Origin of the sequence: Cognatiyoonia sp. IB215446, assembly GCF_033963825.1 — a bacterium.
In the GTDB taxonomy this organism is placed as follows: domain Bacteria; phylum Pseudomonadota; class Alphaproteobacteria; order Rhodobacterales; family Rhodobacteraceae; genus Yoonia.
On the sequence record NZ_JAXBMD010000001.1, the window covers coordinates 1,060,474 to 1,077,045 of the forward strand.

Consider the following 16,572-nt stretch of genomic DNA (forward strand, 5'->3'; position numbering starts at 1 on the left):
ATCATAAACCGGCAGGCGCTAGCTGATCAGGGGTCAATTAGGGGGTCAGATGCACCGCTTACGACGGGCATAAGGCCGATTCAGATTTACCCGGGCATCGCCTTAAGAGAACGGCTACAACGAACCCTTCAACGGAACCCTCCGCTGCGAAATCCTAAGCGCCGAAGGGTTCCACAAAATGAACCAGACATAGATCATCATATATACAAGGTTCGGGCCACATAATCGGGTTAGGCTGGAAAAGTCTGGTCGCTTGCAAGCGAAGAGTGGCCTAAGCGAGCACTCGGCACGGCACGAAAGCCCGACAGGTCCATAGCATGACAGCCGCAAACTGTGGATCATTTCGTACCCCGGCTTCCAACCGTTCTCCCTGTCCTCTAAGACGTCGATAAATTCATTCAAGTTAGCTCCGGTTTTGGGGCGCTGGTTGGTCCAAATCTCATATGTCCGAGCGTCATCGTACTTATTCGGCGGCGACTGTATCCATCGAGGATTTGACCGGCACCTTCCTGTCTGTGGCCAGGACAAGCACATCACGTTTCCGCCTGTAGAGCAGCGTAAAAGCCGCTGGTGTAAAGAAGAACGAGATCACTGCGGAGAACATCACCCCGCCTGCGATTGCGACCGCAAATGGGGGCCAGAAGCCGCCGCCAGCGAGGATCAGGGGTAGGAACCCACCGAATGTCGTGATCGTGGTTGATGTGATGTGTCGGCTTGATCCGGTGACCACATCCGCGATGGCGTTTGTGTCGCCGGCTGCCGCATCCGGATTGGCCTTCAGTCCAGTCAGGATGATGATTGCCGCGTTGATCGAAACCCCGATAGAGCCGATCACTCCGATAATGGCATTGATACCAAAGGGGTATTGCAACAAGGCAAGCGATAGCATCGACAGCCCGGCTGACAGAACACAGACGACTAGGGCAATTGCAGTCAGGCGGAACGAGTTGAATGTCAGCACAATCGTCGCAATCGTGAGCGTCACGATCAGCCCGACGGATGCCATAAGGTTGCCAACCGTGCTGGAGCGCGCATCGCTGTCGCCGCCAAGCTCGATCCGGTAGCCGCGCGGCACGTCGAAGCCTCTCTCATCAAGGGCGGTGAGCGCCATTTGCAAGGCCTCCTCCGGCAGGACACCGGGCACGATGAAGGCTTGCACGGTGTTGATCCGCTCGCCGTTGCGGCGAGTGATCACGCTTTCGGCTGGCTCAAGCACCGGGTTAGCAAGTTCGGACAAAGGCACAATCGGCAATGTCCCTGAGCTGGAGAGTGCGCCGCCATTTGGCAGGATGATGGGCAGATCGCTGATTTCTTGCACGTCGCTGCGCAGATCGCTGTCAAACCGCACGCGGACGGGCAATTGATCCGTGCCTTCAACAAGGCTGCCGCCGGTGACGCCGACCAACCCGGCTTCGAGTTGCGATGCCACATCCGTCAGGTTCAGCCCCAAAAGCCGCACTGCATTTTCGTCAATCTCATAGCGCAGCTGCGGCGCACCACCGACAACCCCGGCGCGGACCTGCGTGATCAATGGCAAGTCCGCCAGGATCGCGCGTGCCTCATCGCCGAGACTGCGCAGGACATCAAGGTCGGGTCCGACGAGCCGCACTTCAATCGGGGCTGCGACAGGCGGACCCTGAACCAGATCGCGGACAATGATGCGCGCTGCGGGGTAGGTGGCCTCAAGCCTGCGCTGCAATTCTGGAACCAAACGTGCCGCGTCTGGTGCCGTGTCGGTCTTGACCATGGCTTGCGCATAGGCAGGCTCGGACGCGCGGCCGCCAGTGATGTTGTAATAGAAGGCCGGGCCCGATTGTCCGATGGACCAGTAGACGCGGTCGATCCCGGCGGTCTCGGCAAGTATCGTGTCGACCTCGGTTGCGATGGCGGCTGTTTCGGTGATGGATGTGCCGGGTGGCATGTCCATTTCAATGTAGAATTGGTCACGCTCGACACCGGGGAAGAATTGAGCTGTGAGTGTTGGGAAGGCGGCGAAGCCGAGGACCGGCAAGACCAGCGCGAGCGACATGGACCGAACCGGATTGCGGACCGACAATCCGATCAACGCATGAAAGGCCCGACCCAGTCGCGGCATCTGGATGCCGCCAGCCCGCCCGCTGCTCAGAAAGCGCCCGGCGAGCGCGGGTGTGACCGTCAGCGCGATGAAAAGCGACCAGATCAGCATCAGCACCACGGCAATGGCAATGGAGCCAACAAAGTCACCCGCAGGGCCGGGCAATAGGATCATCGGCGTGAACGACAGGGCTGTCGTCACCGTTGAGGCGAGCAGGGGTGCTGCGAGACGCGCGGTTGCGTCGCCGACGGCATCGATCCGTGCCATCCCCTTGGCAAGACGCTGGCGGACTTCATCGACCATGACAATCGCGGCATCAACCAACAGACCCAAGGCCACGATCAGGCCGGTGACTGACATCTGATGAATTGGCAATCCGATGAAATTCATGCTTGCCAGCGTGGCGAGTGAAACGACAGGCAATACAAGTGCGACGATGGCTGCCGCCCGCACGCCCAAAGTGATGAAAAGCACCGCCACAACAAGGCTAACACCGATAGCCATGTTGGTGCCGACCTCGGCCAGGCGGTCTGCGGTGTAGGTGCTTTGATCGAACATCAAGGTCTCGGAGAGGCCTACCGGTATCTGATCCGCGCCAGCAGCGAGTTCCTCGCGCACAAACGTCATCCAGCGGTCAATCTGCACGCCGTCTTGCGCTAAAACACCGACCAAAATGGCGGGCCGACCATTGGCAATCGCAAGTTCTGATGCCGGTTGCCGGTCGCCGCGCGTCACCGTCGCGATATCCGCCAAAGTCACCGTTGCACCTTGCGCATTCTGGCGCAGCACGACTTCGCTCAGACGATCCAGCGCCTCAATCGCACCGGAGATATTGATGGTCAGGTCCACATCACTGCTCTGCAGCCGTCCGGCCTGCACCTTTCCGTCCGCCGCCGTGATCAGGCGCGAGATGTCTTGGGCGGTCAATCCCAAAGTGGCAGCGGCTTGTGCATCGACGGTCACCAGCACCTCATCCTCTGTCTCGCCAAAGAGGTCGACTGCGCGTGTCGAAGGGATGGCGCGCAGACGGTCGGCCAACGCGTCGGCATGGGCCTGAACGATGGTCATCGGCACCGTGTCGTGGTCAGCCGTGACCGCGATGACACCTGAATAAGCCGAGATCCCTTCAGCGTCGAAATCAGGCGCCTGCACACCGGCTGGGAAGGTGCGACGCGCTGCCTCAACCGCGTCGCGCGCTTCTGACCAGACCTGCTCAATGGTCGCGTCATCCAGTGTTTCCAACAGCTCAATTGAAACCACCGAAACGCCCGACCGCGAGACTGAGGTGATCACGTCAACCTCTGGAATCGTGCGCAGCTCTTCTTCGATCTCTGCCGTCACAAGCGTTTCAACACGCGCCGGGTCGGCGCCCGGAAACTGCGTCGTCACCGTGGCAAAAAGGTTGGTAATCGTCGGGTCTTCTTGGCGACCGAGTGAGAGGAAAGAGGATAATCCGGCTGAAATCAGAACGAGCAGGATAAGCGCCACAAGGCGCGGCTGGCGAAATGTGAGTGTACGCATCGGACCTAGCCTTTCGTCGCGAGGACAGAGACCTGCTGACCCGGCACTAGACGATGCGCGCCGGATTGGATCAGCTGCGCCCCATCTGCAAAGGTGCCGCGCACATAGGCACGGTCGCTTTCGGCATGCAGAATCTCAACCGCCGCTATACGCACAATGCCATCGTCAACCACCAGAACGGTCCAAACGCTTCCGGCACCTTCTTGCAAGGCACCAATCGGTACCCAGGCACCGCGTGCCTGAACCGGTGTCTGCATGGTCAAGATCGCCGTTTGTCCGAATGCCGGTGCAGTTGGTGCATCAACGTGCAGCAATGCTGTGCGCGTCCGTGTGACCGGGTCGATATCGGGTCGCAGCTGCTTGATCCGGGCTGGATAGCTGGTGCCCGCGATCTCAATCTGGGCGTCTTCCAGCATCTCGGGGGTAATCTGCAGCGGCAGCCCGATGCGCACGACGGGTGCCGTCGTTTCGATCAGGGTGAGCACATGTTGGCCCGCGCCCAGCGTTTCATTCGCTTCAACGGCTAACGTCCCCACGCGTCCTGAAAACGGGGCGTAGATGACCGATTTGTCGAGATTGATCTGAACACTTTGCAAGCCCGCATCGATTTCGGCAATCCTTGCGACCAATTCGTCCCGGCTGGCGCGGGCCTGATCGAGCGTCTCCTGACTGGAAAAACCGTCACCCAACAATTCCGTGGCGCGCATAAGGCGGCTCTCCGCAAACGTCAGTTGCGCGATTGTTGCATCGCGCGAGGCATTTAGGCGGCTGGCCTCGGCCTCCAAAAGGGCGGTGTCCAGCCGCGCGATCACGTCGCCTGCAGCGATAGCGGCCCCTTCTTCAACAGGTAGGGCGGCAAGGCGGCCTCCGAGTTCGAAGGAAATTGCAACTTCGGTGTTCGCTTCGACCTGGCCAAGGAAGCGGCGGGTCAGCATATGGGCGTCGTCAAACCGCAAGGTCTCAACAGCAACCGGTGTCAGGTCCGCGGCGGCAGGTGGCGGTGTCTGCGACGCACGATCTGTCAGAATCTCCGCGCCAACACTAACGGCAGCGCCCGCGCCGACAATGACGACCAATGTCCCGATCGCTGTCAGGCCACGTTTGACGAAACTTGGTTTTGTCTTGTCTTGCATAGGGTCACCTCGCACAATGCAATGTTAGCATCTCTAACATAAGTTAGAAGATCTTACTTTGACAAGTCTTACGTTCTTTGAAAAAGACTGGATCATGGAAAACGTAAAAGAACCGACAAGACGGGAGCGCTATCACCACGGTGATTTGCGCGCGCAATTGATTGAGGCAACACAGGCCCTGGTCGAAGAGAAGGGGCCTGACAACTTCTCGGTGTCCGAGGCCTGTCGCCGCGCTGGGGTGTCGACAGCCGCGCCCTACAAGCATTTCAAGGACAAAACGGAAATGCTGCGCGAAGTGGCGATGGCGGGGATGATCCGTCAATCCCAGCAAATGGTCGCCGAAATCGCCCCCCATCCAGAGGGCAGTCAGGCGCGCATCGTGGCCCTTGGCCGTGTCTATATCCGCTTTGCCACGACTGAGCCCGGCGTGTTTCGGCTGATGTTCACCTGGTCGGGTGACGAGGAGGCTGACGAGCAGCTTCAGACGCTTGGCGACCAGAAGTTTGAATTCGTTCAGATGGAAGTGGCCAAGTGTCATGGCCGCACAGAAATCGCCGACGAAGATCGTCAAAAGGCCTTTCTGTTATGGAGTTTCGTTCACGGGCTGTCGTTTCTGACCATTGACGGCAAACTTGCCGACAACAAGATGCCTAATGATCTAGAGCACGTGCTGGTCGAAATTGCCGAGCGCATTGTGCCTGAGGCGAGCTAAAGCTGCACCACCCCTTGCGCTTCGGCAGGCATTCCTGCAGCAATTGGGCGCAAGGCAAACTCCACGCGGGACAGGTGGTTGGTGACGGACCAAGAGCAAATCAAGGCAGAATTCGCGCTGCGTAAGCCATTGTTGCCGCCATGTTTTTTGCATTGGACGGAGGCTGCTAACGGGCACGAGGACGAGACGCTGCGTTTTGTCTCGTGGCGGCGGAACCTGACTTTGCAGGGGCAGTCCTTTCGGGAGTTTGAAGAGGTTGTTGTGCCGCTTTTGAACGGTCAGTTGGATATCGATGCGATTTGCGACAAGGCAGGGAATCTCTTTTCAAGGACCGACCTTCTGGCATCGCTCAACACGTTGGTACAGCAGGGCATTCTGGTTGAGGGCGACGGCGTGCCAACGGAGCCGGGCGCCATCGACCGCACGCCACAACTTGGCTGGCTGTCAGAAACAGCGCATGAGGGCATGGCGGCGCAAAAGCGGTTGGAGGCGGCACATGTTGTCGTCTTTGGGGCTGGCATGCATGGCGCCGTCGCAGCGCGTGCTCTGGTTGCGGCAGGGATCGGTCAGCTGACGGTTGTTGACCCCAATGAGGTGGCGGCCAGTGATCTATATTTCTCTGGCCTGTTTCAGAAATCTGACCTTGGCAAGAACCGGGCTGCGGCCCTCGCCGCAGCTTTGCATGCGGCAGATGGGGCAACACAGGTGACACATTATGATGTGCGCCCGGCAGATCCAAATGCGGTGATGCCGCTGATCTCTGGCGCGCATCTGGCGCTGTGTTGTGTCGAGTCAGGCGAGCAGGCAACGGCGCTTTATCTCAACATGGCTTGCAAGGCGGCAAATCTGGCCTGGATCGCGGCGTCTCTGGAAGGGACCAATATTGTCGTCGGTCCCGGCTTTTTCCGCCATGATACGGGCCCGTGTTACATGTGCTGGCGCCTGCGCGAAATGTCAGCAGCGCAAAACCAGTTCGCCTATGGCAGTATCGAGGCCTATCTGGGCAATCTGCATAAAGACCTCTCAGGCAAGCGCGAAAATCCGGCGGCCTCAGCCGACATTGCGGGCGGCATGCTTGCCGCTGAGGCTTTGTCCTGGCTGTCGGCAACCAGCCTGCCCAGCCTTGATGGGAGCTTTATTCAGATCACGATCCCCGGGCTGCATATGGAAAAACACACCGTTCTGCGCAAACCCGGATGCCCCGCATGCGCTGCGGCACAGGCCGCCGAATGAGCGATCAGGATGAGAGTGCGCGACTGATTGCAGCCCTCGTCAGCCCGCGCTGCGGCATCGTAACCGGCCTCATCCCGCAAATGCGTGGGCCGCAGGAACCGACACCGCCCTACCTTTGGAACGCGACACTGGCGCATTTTGACAGCCAGCAGACCCAGATCGGCGTGCGCGTGACGGGCGGCAAAGGCCGGACCGAGGCGGAGGCCAAGCTGTCGGCCTTGGGTGAGGCGATGGAACGCTACGCTTCGTTTCAGTGGGATCCTGCCCGTGTCCGCGTCGGCCTTGTCACCGCGGATGCGATTACGCCCGATGATTGCGTGCTTTATTCCAGCGCCCAGCATGCGGCAGGTTTTCCCTTTCCGCCGTGGTCGCCTGACACCCCCACATCCTGGATCACGGGCACCGAATTGCCCGGCCGTGCGCCAGTCGAGATGCCAGCGTCTCAGGTCTATGCGCTTGGCCCTCCACCAAGGATGGAGGATTTCTATACCCCGTCAGCCTCAAACGGTCTCGCCGCAGGGCCAAATCTTGATCATGCGATCCTTGGTGGCCTGCACGAGGTGATCGAACGTGATGCGTTCATGCTGACCTGGCTCAACAAGTTGCCTGCGCGCAAGATCACCCCGCCTGAGAGCGGCTGTAACGCCGCCCCAATCATCCGCCATTACCGCCGTTTCGGCGTGTCGGTGCGCCTGTTCTGGCTGCACACCGATCAGGCGGCATACGTTATCATGGCTGTCGCTGAGGATCCTCGTGAAGGCGGCATCTTTCGGGTTGTCGGCCTTGGTTGTGACCCTGACCCGGTCGTTGCCGTCGACAAGGCGGTTTTTGAGCTATGCCAGCTGCGCGCCGGTATGGTGGTGCGGATGCAGATGGATGATTACGCGACACGACTGACCGGATATGATCAGGTGCAGACGCTGAATGATCATCCGCTTTTCCACACAATCCCGGAAAACGCGGGGGAGTTTGACTTTCTCGACGATGACACGCCGCCATACGACCTCGCCAGTCTCGCCCGCCCAGAGCCAACCGATTTGCGGAGGCAGATTGAATGTGTGGTTATGGCGGCGACAGAGACGGGCGCCCGCGTGGCTTATGCGGATATCACGCCACCTGACATTGCGTCGCTTGGCCCGCGCGTCGTGCGCGTGATCATCACTGGGTTTCAGCCCATTCACTTCGGATATGGTCAGGGGCGCTATGGCGGGCGGCGCCTTTTTGACGCCCCGGTGACATGGGGCCTGCGCGACACGGCCTTGACCGAGGACGCGCTGAATCCGTGTCCGCATCCTTTGGCATAAGACATGAGTACAAATATTTATGATCCGACCGGCCTGTCGCAGCTTTTTCACCTGAACTCCGAGCCATGGATCAGGCAAGATCCACAACCGACGAATCCGTTTCATCAAAGAACCAAGTTCTACCCGGATGCAGAGCGCGTGGCCCTGCCTGAAACCTCGCCGAGTCCAGTGGACCAGCTTGCGGTGGCGCGCATGTCCCAGCGCGCCTTTGCGGATAAACCAATGCCGCTCAACACATTTGCCGGGCTTCTGCGCACGGCCTATGGGGTGACCGGGCCAGCGAATGCATTGGGAAACACGATATTGCGGCGCCCGGTTCCATCGGCGGGGGCGCTTTACCCGCTGGAAGTCTACGCGCTGGTCAGGAATGTGAGCGGGATCGCCGCAGGCATCTATCACTACGATGCAATCGGCGACGACCTCGCCGCCCTTGGCGGCGAAGGATGGGATCAGGCCGCCGCCCATGTGTTTCTGTCATGGGAGAGTGTCGCCAAGGCGCCTGTCATTTTGTGCTTGGGGGCCGAATTTGCCCGAACGCAAGCCAAGTACGGACCGCGCGGATATCGATATGTGTTGTTTGAGGCGGGGCACGTTGTACAGAACCTCTGTCTGGCCGCCGAAGAGCAGGACCTGAGCAGCCTTTGCATGGGCGGATACTACGACATACCGCTCAACAGGATGATCGGTCTTGATGGCACGGACGAGGCGATTGTCTACACCATTGCGATTGGTGAGGCTGCCTAGCCTTTAGGTTCGTCATGCCGCCGTGCTGCAGCTGGGTAGACGCCCATGATATGCAGATGGTCGGTGAAGTAGCGCAGCTCTTCCAGCGCCAGTTGCACGTTCCGGTCGTCGGGATGCCCCTCGATCTCTGCGTAAAACTGGGTTGCGGTGAAAGCACCACCAACCATGTAGCTTTCCAGCTTGGTCATGTTGACGCTGTTCGTCGCAAAGCCGCCCATGGCCTTGTAGAGGGCCGCAGGAATGTTACGCACCCGAAAGACAAAGCTGGTCATCATCCCGAACTCGCCGCGCCGCCGGTAATCAGGTTCGCGCGCCATGATCAGGAAGCGCGTGGTATTCCGGTCGTGATCTTCGATGTGACGGGCCAAGATTTTGAGGCCGTAAATCTCGGCGGCGAGTTCCGAGGCGAGTGCGGCCATGCGCTTGTCGTCGCCTGCGGCGACTTCGCGCGCGGCCCTTGCATTGTCTGAACTGGTGCGGCCCCTGATCTGATGGGCGCGTAGAAACGCCCCGCATTGCGGCAGGATGACCGGGTGGCCGAACGCCTCTGTCACATCCTCAAGAACCGCATCCTTTGTGCCCAGCAAGTTGATATGTACACGCACGAAAGTCTCGTCAACGATATGCAGCCCGCTTTCGGGCAGCAGGGAATGCACATCAGCCACCCTCCCATAGGTGGAATTCTCAACTGCGATCATACCCAGCTCTGCATCGCCGTCCCGCACCGCGGCGATGGCGTCTTCAAACGTGCTGCAGGGTAGGGGGTCAAAATCGGGGCGGGCGGTCACACATGCCTCGTGCCCATAGGCGCCCAGTTCACCCTGAAATGCGATTTTCGATGCCATTCTGCAGCCTCCCCACATCACCCCGTCAAAATGGGCGTTAGGTCGCGCCACTATACCTTGCAACCCGGTGTTGGAAGCGGATAGATAGCGCCGAAACACGCAAATGAGATGGAACGCGACATGTTCGACACAATGACGATGACCAAAGCGGTTGGCGCGCTTTGCGGCACGCTTTTGGTTTACCTGCTGGGTGCCTGGCTTGCGGAAGAAATCTATCACTCCGGCGGTCACGGCAAAGACCATGCGCAAGCCTATGTGATTGAAGTTGCTGATGCAGAAGGTGCTGCTGAGGAAGAGGTCGAAGAAGTGCCATTTTCCGTCATCTTCGCCTCGGCAAGTGCCGAAGATGGCGAAGGGCTGTGGCGCGGATGCCGGTCATGCCACGCGCTTGAAGCGGGTCAGCATGGGACAGGCCCCGCGCTCCACGGTGTCGTCAACCGCCCCGTGCAGTTCTACGATGATTTCAACTATTCCGGCGCGCTGATTGACGCAGCCGAGGTCTGGACACCGGAAGAATTGAATGCGTTTCTGGAAAATCCACGCGGTTATGCGCCGGGAACGATCATGAGCTACAACGGTATGCGCAGTGCGGAAGATCGCGCCAATCTGATCGCCTATCTCGCGACATTTGCCGATTGATTTCAGTGACATGAATGCGTGTTGGGCCGTCCGATCTGGACGGCCTTTGCATATTTATGACGGTGTCTTCACCATCTGTTCAACTAATCGGAACTTGAATATTTGCCATCGTGTCTTCTAGCTTCATTTATAAGTAATATGCTTTCGCTCGAACCGGAGACTGTGATGCAAAAAAACTCTGAACCTCGTGTGGTTGCCCAAAGTCGCGATATGCAGGCTTTGCGGCTCAAACACTGGCTCTTGGGGTCTTTATTGGGGTTTGGCGCGGTTCTGGCAGCCTCGGCGGTTATTGCGCAGGATGAGCAGGTCATCATCGAAAGCCACGGGTTCAACGAATATGGCGAGCTGAAATACGGCGCGGATGCGCCACATCTTGATTACGTGAACCCCGACGCGCCGCTTGGTGGGCAGATCAGTCTGGCGGTGGGTGGCACATTCGACAGTATGAACCCGTTTGCGACATTGTCGGGCACACCCGGTGCGTTGTCTTCGACCATGTTCGAGCGAGTGATGGACTCCACGTCGGATGAGGTTGGCTCGCTTTACTGCGTGCTGTGTACAACGCTCGAGTATCCCGAAGATCGGTCATACGTGATCTTCAACCTGCGCGATGATGTGACATTCTCTGACGGCACACCGATGACCGCCCATGATGTCGTTTTTACCCATGAATTGTTCCGCGAACAGGGCACGCCGTCTTACGCCACCTACATCCAGCAACTTGTGCCGTCTTACGAAGCCGTTGACGATTACACCGTCAGGTTCGACTTCAATCCTGACTTTCCCCTACGCGGGCGGATCTCGCAAATGGGCACGACAATTGTAATGTCGAAGGCCTGGTTTGAGGAAACCGGTGCCCGCATGGATGAGGCACGGCTGGAAACGTCTCCCGGAACTGGTGAATACCGCATTTCCTCGGTCGATCCCGGTCGTCAGATCATCTACACCCGCAATCCCGACTATTGGGGCGCCGATCATCCGATGCGGATTGGCCGGGGGAATTACGATTCCATTCGGATCGAGTATTTCGCCGACACCGATACGGCTTTTGAGGCGTTCAAAGCCGGTGAGTTCACATTGCGCCGCGAAACAAGCTCGATCAACTGGGCGACTTCCTACGATTTCCCCGCCATCGACCGCGGGCAGGTGATCAAGAAAGAGTTTGCTGAGGGGACGCCGCCGCGTGCCAACGGCTTTGTCTTCAATATGCGGCTTGATAAGTTTCAGGATCGCAATGTGCGCCGCGCCCTCGGCCTGATGTACAATTTCACATGGACCAACGAGAACCTGCAATATGGTTTGTTCCAACAGCGCGAAGGGTTTTGGGAGAATGATCGCCTGAAAGCAGTCGGCCTGCCCGAAGGCCGTGAGCTTGAGATCTTGGAAACCGTGCGTGACCTTCTGCCAGAGGCGATCTTCACCGAAGAGGCTTTGTTGCCGCATGAAAGCGGCGATCGCCCGCTTGATCGGGGTAACCTGCGACAGGCACTCGCCTTGATGGAAGAGGCTGGATTTACATCCGGCGATGATGGTCTCTTGCGCGATGCAGATGGCAACACCCTTGATGTCGAATTGCTTGAGACGCGGCAGTCATTTGACCGCATCTTTAACCCCTATATCGAGAACCTGCAGCGCCTTGGGGTGAATGCCACCTACAACCGGGTTGATCCGTCCCAGTATCAGGCCCGGACCCAGAGCAATGACTTTGACATGATCTTTGATGGCTATCGCAATGGTCTGCAGGAAGGTGCGGGTCTTGGTCAGAAATACGGCTGCGAGGATCGAGACGACGTCTTCAACCCGGCGGGTTTTTGTTCCGAGGCTGTTGATGCGATCACGGATCTGGTGACAGTAGCCGAAAACTACGATGACATGGCCGCAGGCGTACGAGCGATCGATCGGATCATGCGTTACGAGTACTTCATGGTGCCCACCTATTTTAACCCGACAAACTGGGTCGCCTATTACGACTTCTACGAATACCCTGAAAATCTGCCCGAATTTGGCCTTGGCCATCTGGATTACTGGTGGATCAACGAAGACAAATTCGAAGCCTTGCGCGCGGCTGACGCGTTCAAGTAAGGCGCGATCATGGGCGCCTATATCCTCCGCAGATTGCTGCTTGTGATCCCCACCTTGCTGGGGATCATGATCGTCAATTTCGCCCTGATACAGTTTGTGCCTGGCGGTCCGATCCAGCAGATATTGGCCAATCTCGAAGGACAGGGTGATGTCTTCGAAGCGATCGCCGGCGGCGCTGGTGATGCAGAGATCGAAAGCGATCTGGACAGCGATTATATCGGTGCTCGCGGTCTGCCCCCGGAGTTCATCGAACAGCTTGAGCGGGAATTCGGTTTTGACAAACCGCCGCTGGAGCGCTTCCTGAACATGATGTGGGACTATATCCGCTTTGATTTTGGCGAAAGCTATTTCCGCTCGATCAGCGTGTTTGATCTTGTGATCGAAAAGATGCCGGTCTCGATCACACTGGGGCTTTGGTCCACCCTCATCGCCTATCTGGTCTCGATCCCGCTGGGCATTCGCAAGGCCGTGCGCGATGGCACGCCCTTTGACACCTGGACGTCGGGTGCCATCATCGTCGGCTACGCTATTCCCGGCTTTCTTTTCGCGATCCTGTTGATCGTGCTCTTTGCGGGCGGGTCCTACTTCCGGATTTTCCCGCTGCGTGGCCTGACATCTTCTGACTGGGAGGCGATGACGTGGCTGGGGCGCTTTGCGCTTTACCTGCCGTGGATGCTGGCGATGCTGGCCGCGGCCTTTGTGGCGGCAAGGGCGCTGCGTTCGCGCTTTGGCTACGGTTTGGGCGGCTTGCTTGGCGTGGCAGGCGCGGGGCTCGTGGCTGCACTGGTCTCTGGCCAGACCTTCGGGTCGGACCGCGCGCACGTACTTGTACCTATGATTGTGGCCGCAAGCGGGTTCTGGGCCGCGTATCGTGCGCTGGCCGCGCGTCCCGACGACGCCCACAAGAACAAGATCGATCCTTGGCTGGTCTGTGTCACCATCATGGGCCTGATCGGGGGTCTGATTGTCGTCGGTTTGCTTTTGGTGACGGGGCTTATCCCCGCAGTGCCGACGGGCATGGCGTCCATCCCCGGAAACGCCTTGTTTGGAAGGGTGGGCGACTACTTCTGGCACATCACGCTTCCGGTCGTGGCTTCGACCATCGCCGCCTTTGCAACGCTGACCTTGTTGACCAAGAACAGCTTTCTCGATGAGATCAAGAAGCAATATGTGATGACCGCCCGCGCCAAGGGCCTGTCCGAGGCGCGTGTCCTTTACGGCCATGTCTTCCGCAACGGGATGCTGATCGTGATCTCGGGCTTTCCGGCGTTGTTCATCGGTGTGTTCTTCGGTGGTTCGCTGATTATCGAGACGCTGTTTTCGCTCGATGGCTTGGGCCGCCTGGGGTTTGAGGCGGCTGTGGCGCGTGATTATCCGGTTGTGTTCGGCACGCTCTTTGCCTTTTCGCTGATCGGGCTGATCGTGGGGATCCTCACCGATCTCACTTACGTCCTGATCGACCCACGCATAGACTTTGAGGCGCGAAACTGATGGCGCGTCGTCCGTTCCTCTCCCCCCTCAACCAGCGCCGCTTGCGCAACTTCAAGCGCAACAAACGCGCTTATTGGTCGCTCATCATCTTTGGTGTGCTGTTTGGTCTGTCTCTGATGGCGGAGTTCATCGCCAACGACAAACCCATCGCTGTCAGCTATCGCGGTGAGATTCGCATGCCGATCTTTTCGTTCTATTCGGAGCGTGAATTTGGCGGCGATTTCCCGACCGAGGCAGGCTACGGAGAGGTCGAGGTTGATTGCCTGATCATCACCGGCGGGCTTGAGGACTGTTTCGACGATCCTGAAGGCCTGATTGCCGCCGCCCAAGCGGGCGAGGTGCTTGAGGGTGATTTTCAGAAAGGTTGGATGCTCTGGCCGATCATCCCCTATTCCTACAACACCATCGTGGATGTGCGCGGAGTCGCGCCATCGGCCCCTTCAGCAGATAACTGGCTGGGCACCGACGACACCAAGCGTGATGTCATGGCGCGGGTCATCTATGGGTTCCGATTATCGGTCACCTTCGCGCTGACCGTCACAATCGCGGCCTCGATCATCGGGATCATGGCGGGAGCGGTGCAGGGCTATTTCGGTGGCTGGACCGACCTTCTGTTCCAGCGCTTTATCGAGATCTGGAACGGCATGCCGTCGCTTTACGTGATCATCATCGTCTTTGCGATTGTGGGGCGAAGTTACTGGCTCCTTGTCTTCCTGACAGTGCTGTTTGGCTGGCCCGCCCTGGTCGGGGTTGTCAGGGCCGAGTTCCTGCGTGCGCGCAATCTCGAATATGTCCGCGCGGCCAAGGCGTTGGGCGTGCGAGACAGGGTGATCATGTTCCGGCATATGCTACCGAATGCGATGGTTGCCACGCTGACCATGCTGCCTTTTCTGATCACCGGTGCAATCGGCGGTCTGGCCGCGCTCGACTTCCTGGGCTTTGGTCTGCCGTCATCCGCACCTTCGCTTGGTGAGATGACGCTGCAAGCCAAACAGAACCTGCAGGCGCCATGGCTTGCCTTCACTGCGTTCTTTACATTTGCGATCATGCTGTCGCTGCTCGTGTTCATCTTCGAAGGCGTGCGCGATGCGTTCGACCCGCGCAAGACGTTCGTAGCCGATGGCGATGCTGTAATCGACGAGACCGTATTTGAGGCCCAGATGCCGCTTGCCAAGACTGGGACCGATGCCAGATGAGTGACACGGTTCTGGACGTCCGCAACCTGCGCGTGGCTTTCCGCCAGGATGGTGCCACGACCCATGCGGTGCGCGGCATCTCGTTTCAGATCAACAAGGGTGAAACGGTCGCCATTGTGGGCGAAAGCGGGTCCGGCAAATCCGTCAGCGCGCTATCCACCGTACAATTGCTGGGCGACAGCGCCGTCATGGCCGGTTCCATCCGCTATCAGGGGCAAGAGATGGTGGGTGCCGATACCGCCACTTTGCGCCGCGTCCGGGGCAACGATATCAGCTTCATCTTTCAAGAGCCGATGACATCGCTCAACCCACTCCACACAATTGAAAAGCAACTGGCCGAAAGCATCGAACTGCATCAGGGCCTACGCGGCGCCGCTTTGCGGAACCGCATTATTGAGCTTCTAAACCGCGTCGGCATTCGCGATGCTGAAAACCGGCTGACATCTTATCCACACCAACTTTCGGGCGGGCAGCGCCAGCGGGTCATGATCGCCATGGCCCTTGCCAACGGCCCTGACCTCTTGATCGCGGATGAGCCGACGACCGCCCTCGATGTCACGATCCAGGCGCAAATCCTCGACCTTCTGGCCGAGCTGAAACGTGATGAGGGCATGTCGATGCTGTTCATCACCCATGACCTGACCATCGTCCGTAAGATCGCTGATCGGGTCTGCGTGATGAAGGATGGCGAGATTGTCGAAAGTGGCCAGACCGACCAGATTTTCGGCAGCCCGCAACACCCTTACACACAGATGCTTCTGGCTTCGGAATCGGCGGGAGGCCCTGCCCCCGTTGAACCCAACGCGCCCGTGGTGCTGGAGACGGATCATGCGAAGATCTGGTTTCCGATCCAGCGCGGGCTGCTCCGGCGCACGGTGGGGCATGTGAAGGCCGTCAATCAGGCAACGCTGACCTTGCGCGCGGGTGAAACGTTGGGGGTGGTTGGCGAAAGCGGGTCTGGCAAGACGACGCTGGCGCTAGCCGTGATGCGGCTGATCCAGTCCGAAGGGCGCATCGTTTTTCAGGGCCAGGAAATCCAGGGCTTCAATCAGCGGCAGATGCGGCCCCTCCGCAGTGATATGCAGATCGTCTTTCAGGACCCGTACGGATCGCTCAGCCCACGCATGACGGTGGCCGAGATCGTCGCTGAGGGCTTGGGCGTGCATGATGTCGATCCGGGTCGCAACCGGCGCGACATGGTGGCCGAGATTTTGCAGGAGGTCGGGCTTGATCCGTCCCTGATGGATCGATATCCGCACGAGTTTTCAGGCGGCCAGCGCCAGCGGATCGCGGTCGCGCGCGCGATGATCCTGCGCCCGAAGCTCCTGATCCTCGATGAGCCGACAAGCGCGCTGGATATGACCGTTCAGGTGCAGATCGTGCACCTTTTCCGCGAATTGCAGCAGCGGCACGGGCTGGCCTATCTCTTTATCAGCCATGACCTGAAAGTTGTGCGCGCACTGTCACACAAGGTGATGGTGATGAAGCAGGGCGACGTGGTCGAGGCAGGCGATGCCGATGCGATCTTTGACGCGCCGCAGACCGAATATACAAAGGCATTGATGGCTGCCGCCTTTGATGGAAAGGTAGCGTAGGGG

At 58.8% G+C, this 16,572-nt stretch carries 12 protein-coding genes; 9 read left to right on the forward strand and 3 right to left on the reverse strand.

All coding sequences use genetic code 11. The features are described 5' to 3' along the window. Window positions 1-463: 463 nt before the first annotated feature. Window positions 464-3,595, reverse strand: coding sequence for an efflux RND transporter permease subunit (locus SLH49_RS05355; protein ID WP_320268118.1), 3,132 nt, complete (start codon window positions 3,593-3,595; stop codon window positions 464-466). A gap of 5 nt (window positions 3,596-3,600) precedes the next feature. Further along, window positions 3,601-4,728, reverse strand: coding sequence for an efflux RND transporter periplasmic adaptor subunit (locus SLH49_RS05360; protein ID WP_320268119.1), 1,128 nt, complete (start codon window positions 4,726-4,728; stop codon window positions 3,601-3,603). Between the two features lie 94 nt (window positions 4,729-4,822). Here SLH49_RS05360 and SLH49_RS05365 point away from each other — a divergent pair, with 94 nt between their 5' ends. The 4 genes from SLH49_RS05365 (at window position 4,823) to SLH49_RS05380 (ending at window position 8,721) form a co-directional block, all read left to right on the forward strand. After that, a complete protein-coding gene (locus SLH49_RS05365) occupies window positions 4,823-5,440 on the forward strand; it encodes a TetR/AcrR family transcriptional regulator (RefSeq protein ID WP_320268120.1) in 618 nt (205 codons plus the stop codon). An 81-nt stretch (window positions 5,441-5,521) separates the two neighbouring features. Continuing rightward, a complete protein-coding gene (locus SLH49_RS05370; RefSeq protein ID WP_320268121.1) occupies window positions 5,522-6,673 on the forward strand; it encodes a TOMM precursor leader peptide-binding protein in 1,152 nt (383 codons plus the stop codon). Continuing rightward, complete coding sequence (locus SLH49_RS05375; RefSeq protein ID WP_320268122.1) at window positions 6,670-7,977, forward strand: YcaO-like family protein; 1,308 nt, start codon at window positions 6,670-6,672, stop codon at window positions 7,975-7,977. Before SLH49_RS05370 ends, SLH49_RS05375 begins: the two co-directional genes overlap by 4 nt. Window positions 7,978-7,980: 3 nt before the next feature. Next, the gene (locus SLH49_RS05380; protein WP_320268123.1) at window positions 7,981-8,721 is read left to right on the forward strand and encodes a SagB/ThcOx family dehydrogenase; all 741 of its coding nucleotides are present in this window, start codon (window positions 7,981-7,983) and stop codon (window positions 8,719-8,721) included. Here the strand turns inward: SLH49_RS05380 and SLH49_RS05385 are convergent. After that, window positions 8,718-9,566, reverse strand: coding sequence for a prephenate dehydratase (locus SLH49_RS05385; protein WP_320268124.1), 849 nt, complete (start codon window positions 9,564-9,566; stop codon window positions 8,718-8,720). The genes SLH49_RS05380 and SLH49_RS05385 overlap by 4 nt on opposite strands. A gap of 120 nt (window positions 9,567-9,686) precedes the next feature. On the opposite strand from SLH49_RS05385, the gene SLH49_RS05390 reads away from it, so the two are divergent. The 5 genes from SLH49_RS05390 to SLH49_RS05415 all read left to right on the forward strand — a co-directional run bounded on the left by SLH49_RS05390 (window position 9,687) and on the right by SLH49_RS05415 (window position 16,569). Further along, a complete protein-coding gene (locus SLH49_RS05390) occupies window positions 9,687-10,205 on the forward strand; it encodes a c-type cytochrome (RefSeq protein ID WP_320268125.1) in 519 nt (172 codons plus the stop codon). A 165-nt stretch (window positions 10,206-10,370) separates the two neighbouring features. Next, entirely contained in the window at window positions 10,371-12,287 is a 1,917-nt protein-coding gene (locus SLH49_RS05395; protein ID WP_320268126.1) for an extracellular solute-binding protein, read from the forward strand. Between the two features lie 834 nt (window positions 12,288-13,121). Further along, a complete protein-coding gene (locus SLH49_RS05405; protein WP_320268520.1) occupies window positions 13,122-13,778 on the forward strand; it encodes an ABC transporter permease subunit in 657 nt (218 codons plus the stop codon). Continuing rightward, the gene (locus tag SLH49_RS05410) at window positions 13,778-14,974 is read left to right on the forward strand and encodes an ABC transporter permease (protein ID WP_320268127.1); all 1,197 of its coding nucleotides are present in this window, start codon (window positions 13,778-13,780) and stop codon (window positions 14,972-14,974) included. The genes SLH49_RS05405 and SLH49_RS05410 overlap by 1 nt, the downstream gene beginning before the upstream one ends. After that, window positions 14,971-16,569 carry an ABC transporter ATP-binding protein gene (locus tag SLH49_RS05415; RefSeq protein WP_320268128.1) on the forward strand — a complete coding sequence of 533 codons (1,599 nt, stop codon included), beginning with the start codon at window positions 14,971-14,973 and terminating at the stop codon, window positions 16,567-16,569. Before SLH49_RS05410 ends, SLH49_RS05415 begins: the two co-directional genes overlap by 4 nt. Window positions 16,570-16,572: the final 3 nt, after the last annotated feature.

What these genes read in the sequence shown, in the direction of transcription:
- SLH49_RS05385 (WP_320268124.1), bottom strand. Translation starts at nt 9,566, where the DNA reads ATGGCATCGAAAATCGCATTTCAGGGTGAACTGGGCGCCTATGGGCAC.
- SLH49_RS05395 (WP_320268126.1), top strand. Translation starts at nt 10,371, where the DNA reads ATGCAAAAAAACTCTGAACCTCGTGTGGTTGCCCAAAGTCGCGATATG.
- SLH49_RS05405 (WP_320268520.1), top strand. Translation starts at nt 13,122, where the DNA reads ATGATTGTGGCCGCAAGCGGGTTCTGGGCCGCGTATCGTGCGCTGGCC.
- SLH49_RS05365 (WP_320268120.1), top strand. Translation starts at nt 4,823, where the DNA reads ATGGAAAACGTAAAAGAACCGACAAGACGGGAGCGCTATCACCACGGT.
- SLH49_RS05360 (WP_320268119.1), bottom strand. Translation starts at nt 4,728, where the DNA reads ATGCAAGACAAGACAAAACCAAGTTTCGTCAAACGTGGCCTGACAGCG.
- SLH49_RS05355 (WP_320268118.1), bottom strand. Translation starts at nt 3,595, where the DNA reads ATGCGTACACTCACATTTCGCCAGCCGCGCCTTGTGGCGCTTATCCTG.
- SLH49_RS05375 (WP_320268122.1), top strand. Translation starts at nt 6,670, where the DNA reads ATGAGCGATCAGGATGAGAGTGCGCGACTGATTGCAGCCCTCGTCAGC.
- SLH49_RS05390 (WP_320268125.1), top strand. Translation starts at nt 9,687, where the DNA reads ATGTTCGACACAATGACGATGACCAAAGCGGTTGGCGCGCTTTGCGGC.
- SLH49_RS05415 (WP_320268128.1), top strand. Translation starts at nt 14,971, where the DNA reads ATGAGTGACACGGTTCTGGACGTCCGCAACCTGCGCGTGGCTTTCCGC.
- SLH49_RS05410 (WP_320268127.1), top strand. Translation starts at nt 13,778, where the DNA reads ATGGCGCGTCGTCCGTTCCTCTCCCCCCTCAACCAGCGCCGCTTGCGC.
- SLH49_RS05380 (WP_320268123.1), top strand. Translation starts at nt 7,981, where the DNA reads ATGAGTACAAATATTTATGATCCGACCGGCCTGTCGCAGCTTTTTCAC.